Origin of the sequence: Bradyrhizobium sp. SEMIA, from assembly GCF_014844175.1 — a bacterium.
In the GTDB taxonomy this organism is placed as follows: domain Bacteria; phylum Pseudomonadota; class Alphaproteobacteria; order Rhizobiales; family Xanthobacteraceae; genus Bradyrhizobium; species Bradyrhizobium arachidis.
In genome coordinates this window covers 4,791,180-4,808,048 of record NZ_CP046601.1, presented here as the reverse complement: position 1 = coordinate 4,808,048, position 16,869 = coordinate 4,791,180, and the positions used below count along the sequence as shown (strand labels likewise).

The 16,869-nt window shown below is 64.6% G+C and carries 14 protein-coding genes and 1 pseudogene; 9 read left to right on the top strand and 6 right to left on the bottom strand.

Features of this window, described 5'->3' with window-relative positions; genetic code table 11:
• Positions 1 to 293 precede the first annotated feature (293 nt).
• Positions 294 to 2,237, top strand: a complete 1,944-nt coding sequence (ftsH, locus tag FOM02_RS23560; protein ID WP_265442156.1) for an ATP-dependent zinc metalloprotease FtsH — start codon at positions 294 to 296, stop codon at positions 2,235 to 2,237.
• A gap of 392 nt (positions 2,238 to 2,629) precedes the next feature.
• Here ftsH and FOM02_RS23555 read toward each other — a convergent pair whose 3' ends face one another.
• Positions 2,630 to 3,487 carry an alpha/beta fold hydrolase gene (locus tag FOM02_RS23555; protein ID WP_084334533.1) on the bottom strand — a complete coding sequence of 286 codons (858 nt, stop codon included), beginning with the start codon at positions 3,485 to 3,487 and terminating at the stop codon, positions 2,630 to 2,632.
• A 252-nt stretch (positions 3,488 to 3,739) separates the two neighbouring features.
• On the opposite strand from FOM02_RS23555, the gene FOM02_RS23550 reads away from it, so the two are divergent.
• From FOM02_RS23550 to FOM02_RS23540, 3 genes are all read left to right on the top strand, one after another.
• On the top strand, positions 3,740 to 4,945 hold the full coding sequence (locus FOM02_RS23550; RefSeq protein WP_027561052.1) for an ABC transporter substrate-binding protein: 1,206 nt from the start codon (positions 3,740 to 3,742) through the stop codon (positions 4,943 to 4,945).
• A 185-nt stretch (positions 4,946 to 5,130) separates the two neighbouring features.
• Positions 5,131 to 5,448 carry a BA14K family protein gene (locus FOM02_RS23545; protein ID WP_027561051.1) on the top strand — a complete coding sequence of 106 codons (318 nt, stop codon included), beginning with the start codon at positions 5,131 to 5,133 and terminating at the stop codon, positions 5,446 to 5,448.
• A 303-nt stretch (positions 5,449 to 5,751) separates the two neighbouring features.
• Positions 5,752 to 6,918, top strand: a complete 1,167-nt coding sequence (locus FOM02_RS23540; protein ID WP_159073939.1) for an AI-2E family transporter — start codon at positions 5,752 to 5,754, stop codon at positions 6,916 to 6,918.
• 180 nt (positions 6,919 to 7,098) lie between these two features.
• Here the strand turns inward: FOM02_RS23540 and FOM02_RS23535 are convergent, their stop codons facing one another.
• The gene (locus FOM02_RS23535) at positions 7,099 to 8,589 is read right to left on the bottom strand and encodes a hypothetical protein (protein WP_027561049.1); all 1,491 of its coding nucleotides are present in this window, start codon (positions 8,587 to 8,589) and stop codon (positions 7,099 to 7,101) included.
• A 292-nt stretch (positions 8,590 to 8,881) separates the two neighbouring features.
• Here FOM02_RS23535 and FOM02_RS23530 point away from each other — a divergent pair, with 292 nt between their 5' ends.
• Positions 8,882 to 9,046: a Flp family type IVb pilin gene (locus FOM02_RS23530; protein ID WP_027561048.1), complete on the top strand. Its 165-nt coding sequence runs from the start codon at positions 8,882 to 8,884 to the stop codon at positions 9,044 to 9,046.
• A 265-nt stretch (positions 9,047 to 9,311) separates the two neighbouring features.
• Here FOM02_RS23530 and FOM02_RS23525 read toward each other — a convergent pair whose 3' ends face one another.
• Positions 9,312 to 10,796 carry a hypothetical protein gene (locus FOM02_RS23525; protein WP_035730329.1) on the bottom strand — a complete coding sequence of 495 codons (1,485 nt, stop codon included), beginning with the start codon at positions 10,794 to 10,796 and terminating at the stop codon, positions 9,312 to 9,314.
• A gap of 303 nt (positions 10,797 to 11,099) precedes the next feature.
• Here FOM02_RS23525 and FOM02_RS23520 point away from each other — a divergent pair, with 303 nt between their 5' ends.
• Complete coding sequence (locus FOM02_RS23520; RefSeq protein ID WP_027561046.1) at positions 11,100 to 11,780, top strand: TetR/AcrR family transcriptional regulator; 681 nt, start codon at positions 11,100 to 11,102, stop codon at positions 11,778 to 11,780.
• A 153-nt stretch (positions 11,781 to 11,933) separates the two neighbouring features.
• On the opposite strand, the gene pyk is transcribed toward FOM02_RS23520, so the two are convergent.
• Positions 11,934 to 13,370, bottom strand: a complete 1,437-nt coding sequence (pyk, locus tag FOM02_RS23515; protein ID WP_265442155.1) for a pyruvate kinase — start codon at positions 13,368 to 13,370, stop codon at positions 11,934 to 11,936.
• Positions 13,367 to 13,960, bottom strand: a complete 594-nt coding sequence (locus FOM02_RS23510; protein WP_027561044.1) for a DUF1036 domain-containing protein — start codon at positions 13,958 to 13,960, stop codon at positions 13,367 to 13,369. Before FOM02_RS23510 ends, pyk begins: the two co-directional genes overlap by 4 nt.
• Before the next feature lie 176 nt (positions 13,961 to 14,136).
• Here FOM02_RS23510 and FOM02_RS23505 point away from each other — a divergent pair, with 176 nt between their 5' ends.
• The 3 genes from FOM02_RS23505 (at position 14,137) to FOM02_RS23495 (ending at position 15,475) form a co-directional block, all read left to right on the top strand.
• Positions 14,137 to 14,442 carry a DUF1244 domain-containing protein gene (locus FOM02_RS23505; protein ID WP_027561043.1) on the top strand — a complete coding sequence of 102 codons (306 nt, stop codon included), beginning with the start codon at positions 14,137 to 14,139 and terminating at the stop codon, positions 14,440 to 14,442.
• A 231-nt stretch (positions 14,443 to 14,673) separates the two neighbouring features.
• A complete protein-coding gene (locus FOM02_RS23500; RefSeq protein WP_018641571.1) occupies positions 14,674 to 14,946 on the top strand; it encodes a DUF2312 domain-containing protein in 273 nt (90 codons plus the stop codon).
• Between the two features lie 103 nt (positions 14,947 to 15,049).
• On the top strand, positions 15,050 to 15,475 hold the full coding sequence (locus FOM02_RS23495; protein ID WP_265442154.1) for a DUF1801 domain-containing protein: 426 nt from the start codon (positions 15,050 to 15,052) through the stop codon (positions 15,473 to 15,475).
• Positions 15,476 to 15,525: 50 nt separating this feature from the next.
• Here FOM02_RS23495 and FOM02_RS23490 read toward each other — a convergent pair.
• A pseudogene (locus tag FOM02_RS23490) lies at positions 15,526 to 16,834 on the bottom strand (DUF882 domain-containing protein).
• Positions 16,835 to 16,869 lie beyond the last annotated feature (35 nt).

Sequence of the window (16,869 nt, the reverse complement as noted above, 5' to 3'; positions counted from 1 at the left end):
AGCGGATCATGACACCGGCCGTTTCCCGCCGTACCGCGTCAGGACACCTTAACCAGGCAGGAAAAACCCCGGCCAGCTCGCCATTATTTCAGCGGGAATCGCTCTAAGATGGGATAAATAGTCCCATCTCGTTCCCTTGGCAGCGACGGGGGCGGCACCTAGATTGTATACGTCTAACGATGGGGATTCCTTGGGGATTTCCTCGCATTGCCCACGGTAACTGGGCCAGATAAATGGGCAAATAGCTCCCGAAGGATCAGGGCCGCGATCCGCGCGACCACGAAGGAAGATCGATGAACGCCAATCTGCGCAATTTCGCCCTCTGGGTCATCATTGTCTTGCTGCTATTGGCGTTGTTCACGCTCTTCCAGAATCCGGGTCAGCGCGCCTCCTCGCAGGATATCGCCTTCTCCCAGCTCTTGAGCGAAGTTGACCGCGGCAATGTGCGCGACGTCGTGATCCAGGGGCCGGAGATTCACGGCACCTTCACCAATGGCTCAAGCTTCCAGACCTATGCGCCGAGCGACCCGACGCTGGTGAAGCGCCTCTATGACAGCAAGGTCCAGATCACCGCGAAGCCGCCCGGCGACAACGTGCCGTGGTTCGTCTCGCTGCTGGTCTCCTGGCTGCCCTTCATCGCTCTGATCGGTGTCTGGATATTCCTGTCGCGGCAGATGCAGGGCGGCGCCGGCAAGGCGATGGGCTTCGGCAAGTCGCGCGCCAAGATGCTGACCGAAGCGCATGGCCGCGTCACCTTCGAGGACGTCGCCGGCGTCGACGAGGCCAAGCAGGACCTCCAGGAGATCGTCGAATTCCTGCGCGACCCCGGCAAATTCCAGCGCCTCGGCGGCCGCATTCCGCGCGGCGTGCTGCTGGTCGGCCCTCCCGGCACCGGTAAGACCCTGATCGCGCGCGCGGTCGCGGGCGAAGCCAACGTGCCGTTCTTCACCATTTCGGGTTCGGACTTCGTCGAGATGTTCGTCGGCGTCGGCGCCAGCCGCGTCCGCGACATGTTCGAGCAGGCCAAGAAGAACGCGCCCTGCATCATCTTCATCGACGAAATCGACGCGGTCGGTCGTCACCGTGGCGCCGGTCTCGGCGGCGGCAATGACGAGCGCGAGCAGACGCTGAACCAGCTGCTGGTCGAGATGGACGGCTTCGAGGCGAACGAGGGCGTGATCCTGATCGCCGCGACCAACCGCCCCGACGTGCTCGATCCCGCGCTGCTGCGTCCGGGCCGCTTCGACCGTCAGGTCGTGGTGCCCAATCCCGACGTCGTCGGCCGCGAGCAGATCCTCAAGGTTCACGTCCGCAAGGTGCCGCTGGCCCCGGATATCAACCTCAAGACCATCGCGCGCGGCACCCCGGGCTTCTCCGGCGCCGACCTGATGAACCTCGTGAACGAGGCCGCCTTGACCGCCGCCCGCCGCAACAAGCGGATGGTGACGCAGGCCGAGTTCGAAGAGGCCAAGGACAAGGTGATGATGGGCGCCGAGCGCAAGTCGCTCGTCATGACCGAGGAAGAGAAGCTGCTGACGGCCTATCACGAGGGCGGCCACGCCATCGTCGGCCTCAACGTGCCGGCGACCGATCCGATCCACAAGGCGACCATCATCCCGCGCGGCCGTGCGCTCGGCATGGTCATGCAGCTGCCGGAGCGCGACAAGCTGTCGATGTCGCTGGAGCAGATGACCTCGCGCCTCGCCATCATGATGGGCGGCCGCGTCGCCGAAGAGCTGATCTTCGGCCGCGAGAAGGTCACCTCCGGTGCCGCCTCCGACATCGAGCAGGCCACGCGCCTTGCCCGCATGATGGTGACGCGCTGGGGCCTGTCCGAAGAGCTCGGCACCGTCTCCTATGGCGAGAACCAGGACGAGGTCTTCCTGGGCATGTCGGTGTCGCGGACGCAGAACGCTTCTGAAGCCACGGTCCAGAAGATCGACTCCGAGATCAAGCGCCTGGTCGAGGAAGGCTACAAGGAAGCGACCCGCATCCTCACCGAGAAGCACGCCGACCTCGAAGCTCTGGCCAAGGGCCTGCTCGAGTTCGAGACGCTGACCGGCGACGAGATCGTCGACCTGCTCAAGGGCAAGAAGCCGAACCGCGAGTCCGTGCTCGAACCGACCACGCCGCGCGCCTCCGCCGTGCCCCCCGGCCGGCAAGTCGCGCCCGCGCCCCGATCCGGACCCCGGCCCCCCGATCCGGACCCCGGCCTGGAGCCGCAGCCGCAGGCCTGATAGCGGAGCGGTCAATCGAATTGAAAAACGCGGCGGAAACGCCGCGTTTTTTTGTTGCCGAGATTGATGCAGTTGCGCCCGAGACTCAGGTCTCGTGCCCCGGACGCGGTGCGGCGCGAAGTGCCGCTCCGCAGAGCCGGGGCCCATGTCTCTGCATCCTGCCGTGTCGCTTTCTGGGTTCCGGCTCTGCGCAGCATTGTTGCACGCTGCAGCGCGTCCGGGACACTGGAGTGTCGCGCGCCGTCACCACGAACTCCGTCATTGATGCAGTTGTGCTCGCAACAACAACAGCCTTGTAGGGTGGGCAAAGGCGCGCAGCGCCGTGCCCACGATCTCTCGCAGTCACAACGGAAGTGGTGGGCACGCTTGCGCTTTGCCCACCCTACGATATCTCACTTCGGCGCCGCATCTCGGCGCCCGAGAAACCGCAACACATCATCACTGAACTGCTCGGGATCCTGCAGGAACGAGAAGTGGCTGACCTCCGGCTGGATCAAGAGGCCGGCTCCCGGAATGTTCGCCGCCATGAACTCGGTGTTCTCGCGCTTGATCGCCTCGTCGTGGTCGCCGTCGACGATCCAGGTCGGGACCTTGATCGCCGCGAGGTCCAAGGCCGTCCATTTCGGCTGGCTCTCCCACATTTTCGTAATCTCGGCGACGAAGCTCTTGTAGTCCGTCGGCGTCGGCGAGAGGCGCTTGTACTCTTCGCCGGCCCGCGCGATGTAGGCGTTGAAGACGTCGCTCGAGGCGATGTCCGCAACGCCCGACGGATCGGAGTTCGCGGCGAAGGCGAACAGCCTGCTCACCCGCTCCGGGTGCTTCATCGCGATGTCGAGGCCGATGATGGCGCCGTCGCTCCAGCCGACGATCGCGGCCTTCTTGATCTTCAAGTGGTCGAGCAGGGCGACCACGTCCGAGGCCATCAGATCGTAGCCGTAGGGCTCCTGGTTGCGGCTGCTGCGCCCATGCCCGCGGCTGTCCATGACGATGACCTGATAGCGGCCTTGCAGCGCGCGGACCTGGTGGCCCCAGTAACTCGCGTTGGCGAGGCCACCATGCAGCAGCACGACGGGCTCGCCGCGGCCAAACATGGCGTACCAGATCTTCACCCCGTTGACGGGCGCGAGGCCGCTCTGCGCCGCCTTCGGCAAGGTCGGCGTCGGCGGCAGATTCAGCCATCGCGGCGCCGCATGCGCCGCGCCGAGCGAGATCGTGACGAGAAGCGCGGCGAAGAGATTGCGAAGCAGCATGATGTGTATTCCTGTTGGCGATCGGTCGTAGGGTAGGCAAAGGCGCACGCGCCGTGCCCACCACTCCTACGCCGTGCGCGCGATGGTCGGCACGCTTCCGCCTTCGCTCTTCGAGCTACGGCGAGACAAGTCGCTTTGCCCACCCTACGATAGCCGTCACTGATAATGATTGGAGTTCGCCGCAATGTCATGGCATGCTCCCTTCAAATAAAGGTGCGGCGTAATCGCACCAACAAAGGGGAGGGGAAGCCGATGCGCTTTGCGAGGGCATTGGGCGTGCTTGGCGCCGTTTCAATTGTAACATTGCCTGCCGCTTCCATCGCTGCCGAGATGCGCGGCGTCACGCCAACCGAAATCAGGATCGGCCAGACCATGCCCTATAGCGGGCCGGTGTCGGCCTTCGGCGCGCTCGGCAAGGGCGAGGTCGGCTATTTCAAGATGCTGAACGAGAAGGGCGGCATCAACGGCCGCAAGGTCAACCTGATCTCGCTCGACGACAGCTATGCGCCGCCGAAATCGGTCGAGCAGACCCGCAGGCTGGTCGAGAGCGACGAGGTCGCGCTGATCTTCTCCTCGATCGGCACCGCCCACAACACGGCGATCGCAAAGTATCTGCAGAGCAAAAACGTACCGCAGCTGTTCATCGGCTCCGGCGCCTCGAAATTCGCCGACATCGCACAATATCCGCAGGCGACGATGGGCGTGCAGGCGCCGTTCCGCTACGAGGCACGGCTCTATGCCCGCTATGCGCTGGCGAAGAATCCCAACGCGAAATTCGCCGTGATCTCGCAGAACGACGATTACGGCCGCGATTATCTCGCCGGCCTCAAGGACGTGCTCGGCGAGAAATACGATTCCGTCGTCACCAATGCCACCTACGAGATCCAGGATCCGACCATCGACTCGCAGATCGTCAAGCTGAAGGCCTCAGGCGCCGACGTGTTCGTGATCGCGGCGACGCCGAAATTCGCCGCGCAAGCCATCAGAAAATCCTTCGAGATCGGCTGGCGTCCGATGACGTTCCTCTCCAACGTCGCGGTGTGGGTCTCGACGGTGATGGAGCCCGCAGGGCTGGAGGCCGGCACCGGCATTCTCTCCACCGCCTACGTCAAGGACCCCGACGATCCCGCCTGGAAGGATGATCCCGGCGTCAAGGGCTGGCGCGAGTTCATGACGAAGTATGTGCCCGAGGCCGATCAGCACGACACCAACTACGTCAATTCCTACAACAGCGCGATGGCGCTGGAGGCGGTGCTGAAGGCCTGCGGCGACGACCTCTCGACCGAGAACATCCTGAAGCAGGCCTATGCGATTCGTGATCTCGAACTGCCGATGTTGCTGCCCGGCATCAAGGTCAACACCAGCCCGATCGATCACGTCCCGGTCGACCAGATGCAGTTCATGCGCTTCAACGGCAAGAGCTGGGAGCGTTTTGGCGAACTGCAGACGGGGAATTGATTCCGCGTTGGCGCGCAACGCGGAGCTTGCCGCGTTGCATAAGCAAACGACTCTTTCTGTGTTTGAACGGTCAGATCACGCCCGGTGGCGAATCTGGAGCCCGGCGAGCTTGTCCTACACATCATCTCGATCCACTTCCCATCGCGCCGGCCGCACGCTGCACCGGTCAATGATGGAGATCGACGATGACTGGACTGAAAATCCTCGCTGCCGTGGCTGTGCTGTCGGCCCTGACTGCAACCACCGCCTATGCGCAATCCGGTTTTGCGAGCAGTCATCCGGATACGTACGAAGCGGAGAACCCCAATCGCAACCTGAACGGCACGCTGACGCCGGCGGGCCGGCGCGGCCTCGAATTGCCGGACGGCGCGGCAGGCGTGGGCAACGTCCTGGCGCGCGCTGACGGCGCTATGTCGCGTTCGTGCGCCGCGCGCTTCCGCTCGTTCGATCCGGCGACGGGCACCTATCTCGGTTTCGACGGCAACCGCCATCCCTGCAGGTAACAGGACGCGCGGCGAAGGTGCTTTTCCTCCCCCTTGCGGGGAGGGCTACCGCATATGGCCCAACAGCTTGGGGCACTGAAGCTTCCACAGCGTCATGGCCGGGCTTGTCCCGGCCACGGCGATGTGCCGGGAGTAGCCGCAGCTCCGGTTTTGGTAGGGGCATCAAAGTCTATTCTTGGTCGCTTGATCTAGATCAATGGAGAAGCGGAATCGCGAGACTTTCTGCTTGGTACCCGCTGCTGGATGGGTCGTGCGGCAATCACCGACGACACACCGCGATGCGCCAGAATCCGGGGAGAGAGCATGAGCATGCAGCCCGGTAGAACTGTCGAAACCGCACGCCACCTGCACTACGTTCTTCGCGTGGGAGGCCCGGAGCCACGGACGCCGATGCTCGATTCGGTGGAGAGCTGGAACTGGGCGGTACGGATTTCGGTCGTCGGGCTGTTCGTCCTCGCTCTGGCCGGCATCGCCTACAGCATGGCGAGCGTAGTTGTGCCGGTGCTGTTGGCGTGGGTGATTGCCATGGTGCTGCTGCCTGTGGTCGACGGCCTCGAGCGACGAGGTTTGTCGCGTCCGCTCACATCGACTGTCCTGGTCTTCCTCCTGATCGCGAGCATGGTGGTGATAGTCGGGGTCCTGACCGTTCCGCTGACCTACTGGGTCGGGCGGACGAGTGAACTTGGTGTGCTCCTCAAGGAACGCCTGCAGACCTTGGGAAATCCGCTCGCGTTCTTCGAGGAGATCGGCAACGCGCTCTCGCAAGTGACCGGCGAGGACCAGAGCGCGAGCGCCGTCAACCTGTCCTCTCCCAATATTGTAACTGCCATCCTCTCCGTCCTGACGCCTCTGGTCAGTCAAGCCCTGATCTTTGTCGTCGCGCTGGTCTTCCACCTGATTTACCAGCGCGATATTCAGAGTGGGATGCTACTGCTGTTCCAGAATCACAGTGCGCGCCAAACAGCAACGGACATTCTCAAGGATATTCAGGTCAACACGTCGATCTATTTCGGCACGTTGACCGTCGTGAACATCTGTCTCGGGATTGCCGCCACGGTGCTGACCTGGCTTGTGGGGCTGCCACATCCGTTCCTGTGGGGCATGCTTGCGGCGGTACTGAACTTCATACCCTATCTGGGTCCCGCGACCATCATCGCGACGCTGTTCGTTGTCGGTCTCATTGCGTTTTCCGCGCTCAGTCATGCAGTCATCGCGCCGATCGCCTATCTCGGCATCACAGTACTGGAGGGGCAAGTCATCACGCCGACCCTCATCGGTCATCGGCTCACGATCAATCCATTCCTCGTTTTCCTCTCCATCGCTTGCTGGACCTGGATGTGGGGACCGGTTGGCGCGTTCCTGGGCGTGCCCATTCTCTTGTGCGCGATGGTGGCGTTGCGTCGGCTGTCATCGACAGGCAGCGAGAACTCCGCCCTACTCACGGCTGCTGCGGATGGCCAAGCGATCTGATGCTTCGCGCAGTTGCTGCTCCGTATCAAATCTTGCTAGCGATCTGACGCATTTCCTGCGCCGAAGGGGCCAATGTCGGGTTGGGGTCAAACGGAGACGGCCGGCTTGCCAGCGCGAGCCTGCACCTCACCCGGAAGCTGACATCACGCTTTTGCGCGTCCGCGTCCTAAAGCCCCGTCTTCATTTCGGCAGCTCCGCCGCAGCCCCGTCTGCCTTCTCCCGCACATGGACCACAGCGATGTCGTCGTGATAGACCCGCTTCCAGCCCTTGAGCTGGTCGAGGATCTCCGGGCCCGGCGCATCGGCGACCAGGATCGTCGCGTCGATCTTGGCCTCGTCGAGCAGGCGCGGCAGCAGCGCGGGCTTCTTGCCTTCGGTTGCCTTGAAGAAGTCCATGACGAATTTCTCGCCATAGAGCTCGGCGCGCCCGTCGACATAGACGGGGATGTCGCGCGAGATCAGGTAGCCGCCGAACTGATAGGCGTTGAAGACGCGCTTGGCCCCAAGCTTCTCGAGCAGGTCGGCCGCCGCGACCGGCGTCTGCGTCATCGTGAAGGTGAAGCGGTGGTGGCTCATGTAGAGCGCGGTCGTGGTCCAGCTCGCGGCCACGATCATCAGCGCGCCTGCTGCGGTGACATAACGGGCTGGCCCGCGGTCGGCGCCGGCGGCATCGGCGGGCGGGCGCGAGAACATCTCGCCGAGCGGCTTTGCCAGCACCAGCGGCACCAGGAAGGCGAATGCCTCGATGCTCCTGACATGGGTCAGCGCGCTCCAGGTCAGGAACAGGATCAGGAAGATCCGGGGCGCCGAGAGCACGATGCCGCGGTAATAGCCGAGCGCGATCAGGCCGAGCAGGGCGCCCTCGAACGCGGTGAAAGTAGCAAAGTTCGCCGGCATCCATTCGAAGATCAGCGTGAGCAGCTCGCCGAGGCTGAGGATGTTGGTCGCGCCCATCAGCGTGCGCCAGCCATAGGGCGTGCAGCAGCTCGCGATCAGCGCGGCGATGCCGAACAGCACCCAGCGCACGAACAGCGAAAGCCGCTGTCCTTTCTCGGCATGCTCGACCGCTTCGAGCGAGATCGGGCCGATCAGCGCGAGGCCCAGCACGAAGCCGCCATGCAGATTGGCCCACAGCGCCATCAGCGGCAGCCAGGTCCAGGATGGTGCGCTCCTGCGGTCGGCCGCCGACATCAACAGGCCGACCCAGGCCACCATGACCGGCAGCGCCAGGATATGCGGCCGCGCCAGCACGTGATGGATCGACAGCATCAGCGCCAGCATCGCGAACAGCACCGCGCGCGGCGCCTCGATCTGCGCATCGAGCAGGTAGACGAACACGGCGACCGTGAGCGCCATCCCGATCGCGGTCAGCATCACCGGTCCGGCCCAGTTCCATTGCGCATAGGAGAAGGCGAACAGGACCTGCGACAGCCACGACGTCGAGATCCACGGCGCACCGGTCCGCGTGAAGGAATAGAGATCGGTGTACGGCACCGCGCCGTGATCGAGGATCCATTGCCCGATCTTGATCTGCCAGAACGAGTCGGAGTCCTGAAGCAGCGTGTCGCCAACATAGAGGAAGAACAGATAGGCGCCGGCACCGGCGCACAGCGGCACCAGGGCGCGCGCGCGGCTCTGCACCGCGATGCTGTTGGCGAAGGAAAGGGACATGCCGCCTCGTCGTCCTGCTTGTTCTTGTTGGAGCGGGCGGCATTGGACCATGGCCGGTCATAACTTGGGGTAAATCCGTGAGGCGGCCTTCGCCGCAAATGCCGGCAATTTAACCGATTGTTTTCAATTCCCCTTTACCATCGGCCAATACGCGCAAACCGCTCCGTGTTTACGCAGCCAAGTTAACTGCGACGCAAGTCTTTGCCTCTACGTTTGGTTCCATGGTCGGGCGGCGCTGGGAAGCCGGGAAGACCAGATCAGTTGTAGCCTCGTGTACTCTTTGGAGCAGTCTATGAAGAACCTCGTTTCGCGTTTCGTGAAGGACGAATCCGGCGCCACCGCGATTGAATACGGCCTGATCGCCGCTGGCATCGCGCTGGCGATCATCACCGTCATCAACAATCTCGGCAGCACGCTGAACACCAAGTTCGGCTCGATCTCGTCCAGCCTGAAGTAAGTTTGGTCGATTTGAGAATTTGAGAGCCCCGTCGCCGACGGGGCTCTTTCCTTTTGTGCGGCAGAGTCAGCCGAGGCAGTCGGCCTGCATGGTTCGCCCGGCGATGCCCGCCTTCGCGGGTTGCTCACGAGGCCCTGATATCTTTGCACAACGTGACCTCATCCTGGGGGCTCGCCGCAGGCGGCGTCTCGAAGGATGGCGGCAGGCAAGCTTTCCTTGGTAGGCATGTCCAAGGGGACGCGAGAGCTCGCGGCGATGTCTCGATTCACCGCGCCCCGGAAGGAAGCTGCGCCGCTACATCGTCGCGGACGTGAACCACGGCGACATCATCTGTATAGATCCGCTTCCAGCCCGACAAATGGTCCATGATTTGCGCGGCGGGAGTGGTGGTGTTCAGCAGCGTCGCGTCAATCCGGTAGGTCTCGAGCAGACGCACCAGGGTCTCGACGTTCTTGCCTTCGATGGCATCGTAGTAATCGAGCACAAACTGCTCTCCATACAGCTCGGCGCGGCCATCAATGAAGGTCTTGATGTTGCGGGTGATCAGATAGCCGCCGATCGGAGCGGTGCTGAAGATCCGTCGCGCGTGCCGCTGTTCAAGCAGGTCGACTGCAGCCGCCGGAGTCAGATTGCGGAGAAAGGCATACCGGTCGGGTGTGGCGTAGGAGCGTGTGATGCTCCAGCCGGCGGCGACGATCGCGAGCGCCGCCATTGCCGTCATTGCGAGGGAGTACCGCGCTTCTTGCGCGGCAGCTCTCGTCAATCCCAATTGTTCGGCGATCGGCTTCGCAACCACGAGCGGAGTCAACAGCGCAAAGACCTCGATGTTTCTGACGTGGGAGAGTGCGGCCCAGGTCAGGCCGAGCAGCAGGAGAATACGGGTCCACGGCAGCACCAATCCGCTGCAATAGCCGAGGGCGATCAAACCGAGCAGGGCGGCTCCAAACAGATTGAACGAGCTGAAGTCGGCCGGCATCCACTCCGGGATCACCGTGAGCAGCTTGCCAAGGCTGAGGATCTTCGTGGCTCCGAGCAGCGTCTCCCAGCCATACGGTGTGCAGCAACTCGCGGCAAGCGCGGCCAGTCCGAACAAGGCCCAGCGCGCTGCCAGTGCAAATCGGTCCTTGCGATCGGCGGCTGCGATCGCATCGAGGCCAATGGGGCCGATCAGCACCAGTCCCATGACGAAGCCGCCGTGAAGATTGGCCCACAATGCCATCAAAGGCAGCAACAGCCAGGCGGGTGCGGCACGCCGATCGGCGGCTGCCAGCAGCCCGCCGACAAAGGCCAGCATGACAGGCAAGGCCAGCATGTGTGGCCGCGCAAGAAAGTGGCCTAGTGCCATCGCGAGGAGCGGGATGAGGAGCAGAAAGGCGCGCGCGGGTGCCAGATTGGGCTCGAGCAGGTAGACGAAAATCGCCGCAGTCGCACCGATCGCAAGCGAGGTCAGGATAACTGCGCCCGACCAGTTCGAGGGCTCGTAAGCAAGCGCGAACAGGATTTGCGACAGCCAGGAACTCGAGATCCAGGCTTCGCCGGCCCGGGTGAACGAATAAATGTCATTGTAGGGCAGCGCGCGGTGTTCGAGGATCCACTGCCCGACCGCGATCTGCCACGGCGTATCGGGGTCGCGCAGCATGATGTCGCCCATGCCCAGAAAGAACACGTAGACAATGGTGCCGATGCAGAGCGGCATGAGCCATCGCGCAACGCCGCGGGCGGGAACGCTGCTTGTCATCGAAATCGACATTTGACTCTCGGGCTGAACGGCCACTCACGGACGCGTCGGCATTTCAGCACGGTCGCTTTTAAGTTGCGGTAAACTGGATTGGTTAGCCGCGTCGGCGCGATGCAAGGATGCGTTTACGACTTGCTGGTGTGCAGTGCGGAGCTGCATGGCGCCTCCGTCCGTCCCGCGTGACGCTCCACGCATTTGCATCTTGTCATCCACTCTGAATAGTTGTTCAGTCCTTGCGGGGCGATTTGCATCTTTGCAGTGACGAAGCGTTCGGTCGCAGGGCGTGCGGCCGGCGTGTGGGACAGGAAGCGCGCCATGGTTTATCGGCGGACGCATCAAGTGGTTAAGCGCCTGGCGGCCCGGCGCAGTGCGATACTGGCCGCGGCGCGCGAGGCGGCGGCGGAAGGCGGCATGGCGGCGGTGCAGATCGCGCCGGTCGCGGTCCGGGCCAATGTCGCGGCCGGGACGGTCTACCGCTACTTCCCCTCCAAGGCCGAGCTGATCTCCGAACTGATCGGCGAGGTATCGCGGGACGAGCTCGCGGCGATTCGCCGGGCCGCCGACGCGGCGCCAGGTCCGTCCTCGGCGCTCGCTGCCGCCGTCACCACCGTGGCGGTCCACACCCTGTCGCAGCGCCGCCTGGCCTGGGGCATCCTGGCCGAGCCGGTCGATGTCGATGTCAGCGCCTCACGTCTGGCCAGCCGGCGCGAGATCGCGGGCGAGATTGCCGCCAGGATCGATGCCGCAGTGCGCGCAGGCCATCTGCCGGCGCAGGATACCGCGCTCGCCGCAACCGCCCTGCTCGGCGCGCTGCATGAGGCCCTGGTGGGGCCGCTCGCGCCCGACAATCTCGAAGATCCCGCGAAGATGCGCGATGCGGTGCAGACCGTGACGCTATTGGCGCTGCGCGCGGTCGGCGTCATGGACGCCCGCGCCCGGGGTCTGGTGGTGCAGCAGACGCTGCTGCCGACGACCAAGGCGCTGGTCGGGGCCTAAATACCCTCATGCGATCGGGGCTCGGACCTGATCGTGCTCAGGTTATTGCCTGCGTGCGGCTTTTCGCAAAACCGCAGCAAAATAGCCGACCAAAGCCGGCTACTGTGCATGGGGTTGTTTTCGACGTTTTTTGTTTTGGTCGCCTTTGCGGAGCTAGATATTCGCGTCGCCCTCGGGGCCGACAGAGGCGATGCGCACCATGTTGGTGGTGCCGGGGGTGCCGAGCGGCACGCCGGCAACGATGATGACGCGCTGGCCGGCGCGGACGAAGCCGTCGCGGAATGCGATCTGGCCGGCACGGCTGACCATGTCGTCCTGGTCGCGCGCGTCCTCCGCCACCACGCAATGCACGCCCCAGACCACGGCGAGCCGACGGCCGGCGGTGATGTTGGGCGTGATCGCCACGATCGGCGGCTTCGGCCGCTCGCGCGCCACGCGCACCGCGGTCGACCCTGAGCTGGTCCAGCAGATCAGGGCGGGCAGGTCGAGCGTCTCGGCGATCTGCCGCGCGGCATCGGCAATGGCATCGCCGGCGGTGGATTCGGGGGAGGGGCGCTGGGCGGCGACCACGGAGCGATAGGTCGGGTCGCGCTCGACCTCCTCGCCGATGCGGTTCATGGTCGAGACCGCCTCGACCGGGAATTTGCCGGCGGCCGATTCCGCCGACAGCATGATGGCGTCGGCGCCTTCATAGACCGCGGTGGCGACGTCGGAGACTTCGGCACGGGTCGGCACCGGCGACTGGATCATCGATTCCAGCATCTGGGTCGCGATCACCACCGGCTTGCCGGCGCGGCGCGCCATCCGTGTCATCTGCTTCTGCAGGCTCGGCACGCGCTCCAGCGGCAATTCGACGCCGAGGTCACCGCGCGCCACCATCAGAGCGTCGGAGGCCTCGATGATGTCGGCGAGGCGGTCGATCGCCTGCGGCTTCTCGATCTTGGCCATGACCGCGGCACGGCCGCGGATCATCTTCTTGGCCTCGATCACGTCGTCGGCGCGCTGCACGAAGGACAGCGCGATCCAGTCGACGCCGGTGACCAAAGCGGCTTCGAGGTCGGCCTTGTCCTTCGACGTCATCGCCGAGACCGGCAGGTCGGTGTCGGGTAGGCTGACGCCCTTGCGGTCGGACATCTTGCCGCCGACCACGACGCGCGTCACCGCGTGCTCCTTCGAGGTCTCCTCCGCGATCAGCCGCACCTTGCCGTCGTCGAGCAGCAGCGCATGGCCGGGCCGCAGTGCCGCCAGGATCTCGGGGTGGGGGAGGTTGACGCGCGTTGCGTCGCCCGGCGTCTTGTCGGAATCGAGCGTGAAGGTCTGGCCGTTCTGGAGCTGCACCGCGCCTTCGGCGAACGCGCCGAGCCGGAGCTTGGGGCCCTGAAGGTCGACCAGGATGCCGATCGGCCGGCCGTAGCTGCTCTCGACGTTGCGGATCGTCGCCACCAGCTCGCGCATCTTGTCATGCGGGGTGTGGCTCATGTTGATGCGGAAGATGTCGGCGCCGGCCTCGAACAGGCGGCGGATCATCGCGAGGTCCGACGAGGCAGGTCCGAGGGTCGCGAGAATCTTGATACGGCGAAGACGCCTCATGGCTTATTTCCAGATGGGGGCGAGGGAGCTGGCGGGAGGCCAGGCGCGGCGGGGGGCGTACCACCGGGCGGACTATTGGGCAAACCCGGCACCCCGCCCGGGCCGACCGGGCCCGGCAGGCCGGGCACGCGCTGCTGTGACGGCTGCTCGTTGGCGTCGGTGAGCTGCACGGTCCAGGCCCGCTGCTCGCCGGTATCGACCTCGAAATAGCCGGTCCGGTCATAGCCGCGCGCGAGGCAATCCTCGGTGCCGCGGATGGTGAATTCCTTGTCCCGCGAGCACATGAAGGCCTGGCCCGACCATTCGCCGCCGCGGTCATAGTCGATGGCGTAGATGTAATAGTAGCGGGCGACCAGCGTGCCCCGCAGCAGGGTCTCGCAGGAGCGGGAGGAGATGTTCCACCAGCCCTCGGTGGTCCAGCCCTCGGCGTCCTTGTAGCCGAGCGCAATGCCGACCCGGCTCGAGGTGTTGTTGCAGAGGCGGAAATCGGCGGCGGCCGGGCTCGCCGAAAGACACAGCAGCGCAACCGCCAGCACCGGGACCAACCGGGCGAGCAGGCGAAGGGGGGAGCGGGAAGATTCGGCGATCATTGTCGCGGAACGTATACCAGATGATTGACGATTTGGCGTAGGGCCGGGGGAGGGGGAACCGCCCGTCAGGCCGCGGGGCTCGTGTGAGCCGCGATATGGCAAAATCTGTGACAGGACCCAACTGATCCCGTAAGGGTGACCCGATCAGGGGTCAGAGCCAATTCAGGGATCCAGCCATGGCAATCGACGACAAAACCAGAACGGAGCTCGAGGCGGCCGCTTTCCGCCGCTTGGTCGATCATCTGCGTGAGCGGACCGACGTCCAGAACATCGACCTGATGAATTTGGCCGGCTTCTGCCGCAACTGCCTGTCCAACTGGCTCAAGGACGCCGCCGACGCCCAAGGCGTGAGCTTAAGCAAGGACGAGAGCCGAGAGGCCGTCTACGGCATGCCCTACGAGACCTGGAAGTCGAAGTACCAGGGCACGGCCACGCCCGAGCAGATCGAGGCGATGAAGAAGGTCCATCCGCACGGGCACTGAGTAATTTCGTTCCGTCATTCCGGGGCGATGCAAAGCATCGAACCCGGAATCTCGAGATTCCGGGTTCGCCCTTCGGGTGCCTCGGAATGACGACGTCATCTCCTGTGGGCGCGCTGTGGACGAGCGCGATGCTTGCTTGAACGCAGGGGGTACGAACCCTAAGGGTTTTGCCAGCACGCGCGGTGGATGCCGGCGTCACCTCGTTTTGCCAGTTCCATTGGGAGTACCAAGATGGCCACCTCCGCCGCCGTTCGCGACGACGAGCCCGCGACGAAATTTGCCAAGGACCAGCTCAAATCCATCATCGAGCGCATCGAGCGGCTGGAGGAAGAGAAGAAGGCGATCTCCGACGACATCCGCGACGTCTATGCCGAGAGCAAGGGCAACGGCTACGACGTCAAGGCGCTGCGCACCATCGTGCGCCTGCGCAAGCAGGACCCGAACGAGCGCGCTGAGGCCGAGACGATTCTCGAGACCTACATGCAGGCGCTGGGCATGCTCTGAGGCGTTAGCGCCTCGAGCACCCTGCCGGGAGCCGGGATTGCGATCGGCTCCCTCCGGGCTACAAATTGCGCGTGTTGCACTTCGTCTGTGAACGGAGACCGCCGTGCCTGCGCCGCCGCTGCCGCGCGAGGTGAACCGTGCCCTCGGCGCCCTTCCGGCGCCGATCGGCAAGCGGCTGCTGCAAGTGCGCGAACTGATCTTCGCGACGGCCGCAGCGCATGACGACGTCGGCCGCCTCACCGAAACGCTGAAGTGGGGCGAGCCCGCTTACCTGACCGATGAGAGCGGCAGCGGCTCGACGATCCGGCTCGGCCGCCTCAAGGATTCCGAGCACGCGGCCGTCCTGTTCAACTGCAAGACGACGCTGGTCGACACGTTCCGCGAGCGCTTTCCGGATCAGTTCGAATATCGGCAGAGCCGGGCGCTGCTGTTGCCGGTCGCGGGCAAACTGCCGAAGCGGGAGCTATCGGTCTGCCTGTCGCTGGCGCTGACCTATCATCTGGATCGGCGGCGGAAGAAGGCGCGATAGAAGTCGCTCCATCCGGGCTACGAAACAGAGCTCTTGGAAATAGTCGCGCCTCAGCGCAGCGCAGCCGTGCGCACGACGAACGACGTCGTCTCGAGCTTCGCCGTGGCGCTGCCCGTAAAGCTGTCGCAGGACAGGCCCTGCATCGGATCGTCGACAAAGCCCATCGCGATCACGGTCTGCGGCTTGACGAAATAGCTGCGCATCGCGGCCATATCGAGCTCGCCCATCAGCGTCACCGACATCGCGCGGCTGGCGCTCGGCGACAGCATCACGATCTTGAGCCAGATGCTCTCGCCCTTGGCCGCGGAGAGCCGGGTCGCGGTGGCGACCAGGCCATCGATGCTCTTGCCGACCACGCTGTTGATCTCGGTGGCGGGCGCGGCGTTGCGCGAGACGGGACGGGTGGAGCGCGGGACCGGCGCCGAGGCGGCAACGACGTTGGAGCGGTCGACCGGGCGGATCGGCGGGCTTTGCGTCAGAAGGCTTGGCTGCGGCGGCGACCACGGTCGGCCCCACGGGCTTGGCGGCCGGGGCGGGTGCACCCTCGTCGTCCTCGTCGCTGCTCGTGGCGGCAGGCGCCGATTTGCTCTTGAACAGGGCGGCAAAGAAGTTCGGCTTGCCGCCGGAATCATCGCCGCTGCCGCGGCGCTCGATCTCGGCCTTGGCGAACTCATAGCCCTTCAGCGGCACGCCGTCGGTCGGCAGATGCACCGTCTTTCCGTCGGGGAAGACGCGGGCGAGCTGGTCATGCGTCATGCGCGGCCAGTGCCGGATGCTGCCGGTGTCCAGATGCACGAAAGGCGAGCCGGAGGTCGGATAGAAGCCGACGCCGCCGCGCTGCAGCCGCAGGCCGGCGAAGCGGATCTGCTCCAGCGGCACGCCGGGGATGTAGAAGTCCATCGCATGCCCCAGCATGTGCTGGCTGAAGCGCGCCACGCCGGAGGAGCGGCGGCGGAGCATGGCGTTGGTGGCGGGGGAGCGGTAGGAGGAAATGATCTGGATCGGCTGCTTGCCGTCGACGTCGCGATAGACTTCCCAGAGGATGTCGAAGAGGTGACGGTCCATGACCGTCTCGTCCTGGGTGCGCCAGTCGCGCAGGAAATGGTTGAGCGTCTTCAGCGCCGCTTCGTCATAGCGGCCGTCGCGCTTGAAGGTGACGGTGAGGTCTTCGCCGGAATGGGTGTGGTGGAACGAGAGCGTCTTGGTCTCGTTCAGCGCGGTGGCGTTATGGACCGAGCCTGCGGCGGCAAGCAGCAGCACGGCAGCGAGGCCGATCCGTGATCCGGCCTTCACTCCCGCATGGGATAACGACAGCACAACGAATTGGCGTGCGAGACCAGTCAGCACGTATGAGCCCACCCAGTCGACGAGCGTTCAAAATGGACTCTCCCGCC

Excerpts from the sequence above, each read along its gene's own strand:
- FOM02_RS23510 (WP_027561044.1), bottom strand. The coding sequence starts at position 13,960 with ATGATCGCCGAATCTTCCCGCTCCCCCCTTCGCCTGCTCGCCCGGTTG.
- FOM02_RS23540 (WP_159073939.1), top strand. The coding sequence starts at position 5,752 with ATGAGCATGCAGCCCGGTAGAACTGTCGAAACCGCACGCCACCTGCAC.
- ftsH (WP_265442156.1), top strand. The coding sequence starts at position 294 with ATGAACGCCAATCTGCGCAATTTCGCCCTCTGGGTCATCATTGTCTTG.
- FOM02_RS23500 (WP_018641571.1), top strand. The coding sequence starts at position 14,674 with ATGGCCACCTCCGCCGCCGTTCGCGACGACGAGCCCGCGACGAAATTT.
- pyk (WP_265442155.1), bottom strand. The coding sequence starts at position 13,370 with ATGAGGCGTCTTCGCCGTATCAAGATTCTCGCGACCCTCGGACCTGCC.
- FOM02_RS23525 (WP_035730329.1), bottom strand. The coding sequence starts at position 10,796 with ATGTCGATTTCGATGACAAGCAGCGTTCCCGCCCGCGGCGTTGCGCGA.
- FOM02_RS23545 (WP_027561051.1), top strand. The coding sequence starts at position 5,131 with ATGACTGGACTGAAAATCCTCGCTGCCGTGGCTGTGCTGTCGGCCCTG.
- FOM02_RS23520 (WP_027561046.1), top strand. The coding sequence starts at position 11,100 with ATGGTTTATCGGCGGACGCATCAAGTGGTTAAGCGCCTGGCGGCCCGG.
- FOM02_RS23535 (WP_027561049.1), bottom strand. The coding sequence starts at position 8,589 with ATGTCCCTTTCCTTCGCCAACAGCATCGCGGTGCAGAGCCGCGCGCGC.
- FOM02_RS23555 (WP_084334533.1), bottom strand. The coding sequence starts at position 3,487 with ATGCTGCTTCGCAATCTCTTCGCCGCGCTTCTCGTCACGATCTCGCTC.
- FOM02_RS23550 (WP_027561052.1), top strand. The coding sequence starts at position 3,740 with ATGCGCTTTGCGAGGGCATTGGGCGTGCTTGGCGCCGTTTCAATTGTA.
- FOM02_RS23505 (WP_027561043.1), top strand. The coding sequence starts at position 14,137 with ATGGCAATCGACGACAAAACCAGAACGGAGCTCGAGGCGGCCGCTTTC.
- FOM02_RS23530 (WP_027561048.1), top strand. The coding sequence starts at position 8,882 with ATGAAGAACCTCGTTTCGCGTTTCGTGAAGGACGAATCCGGCGCCACC.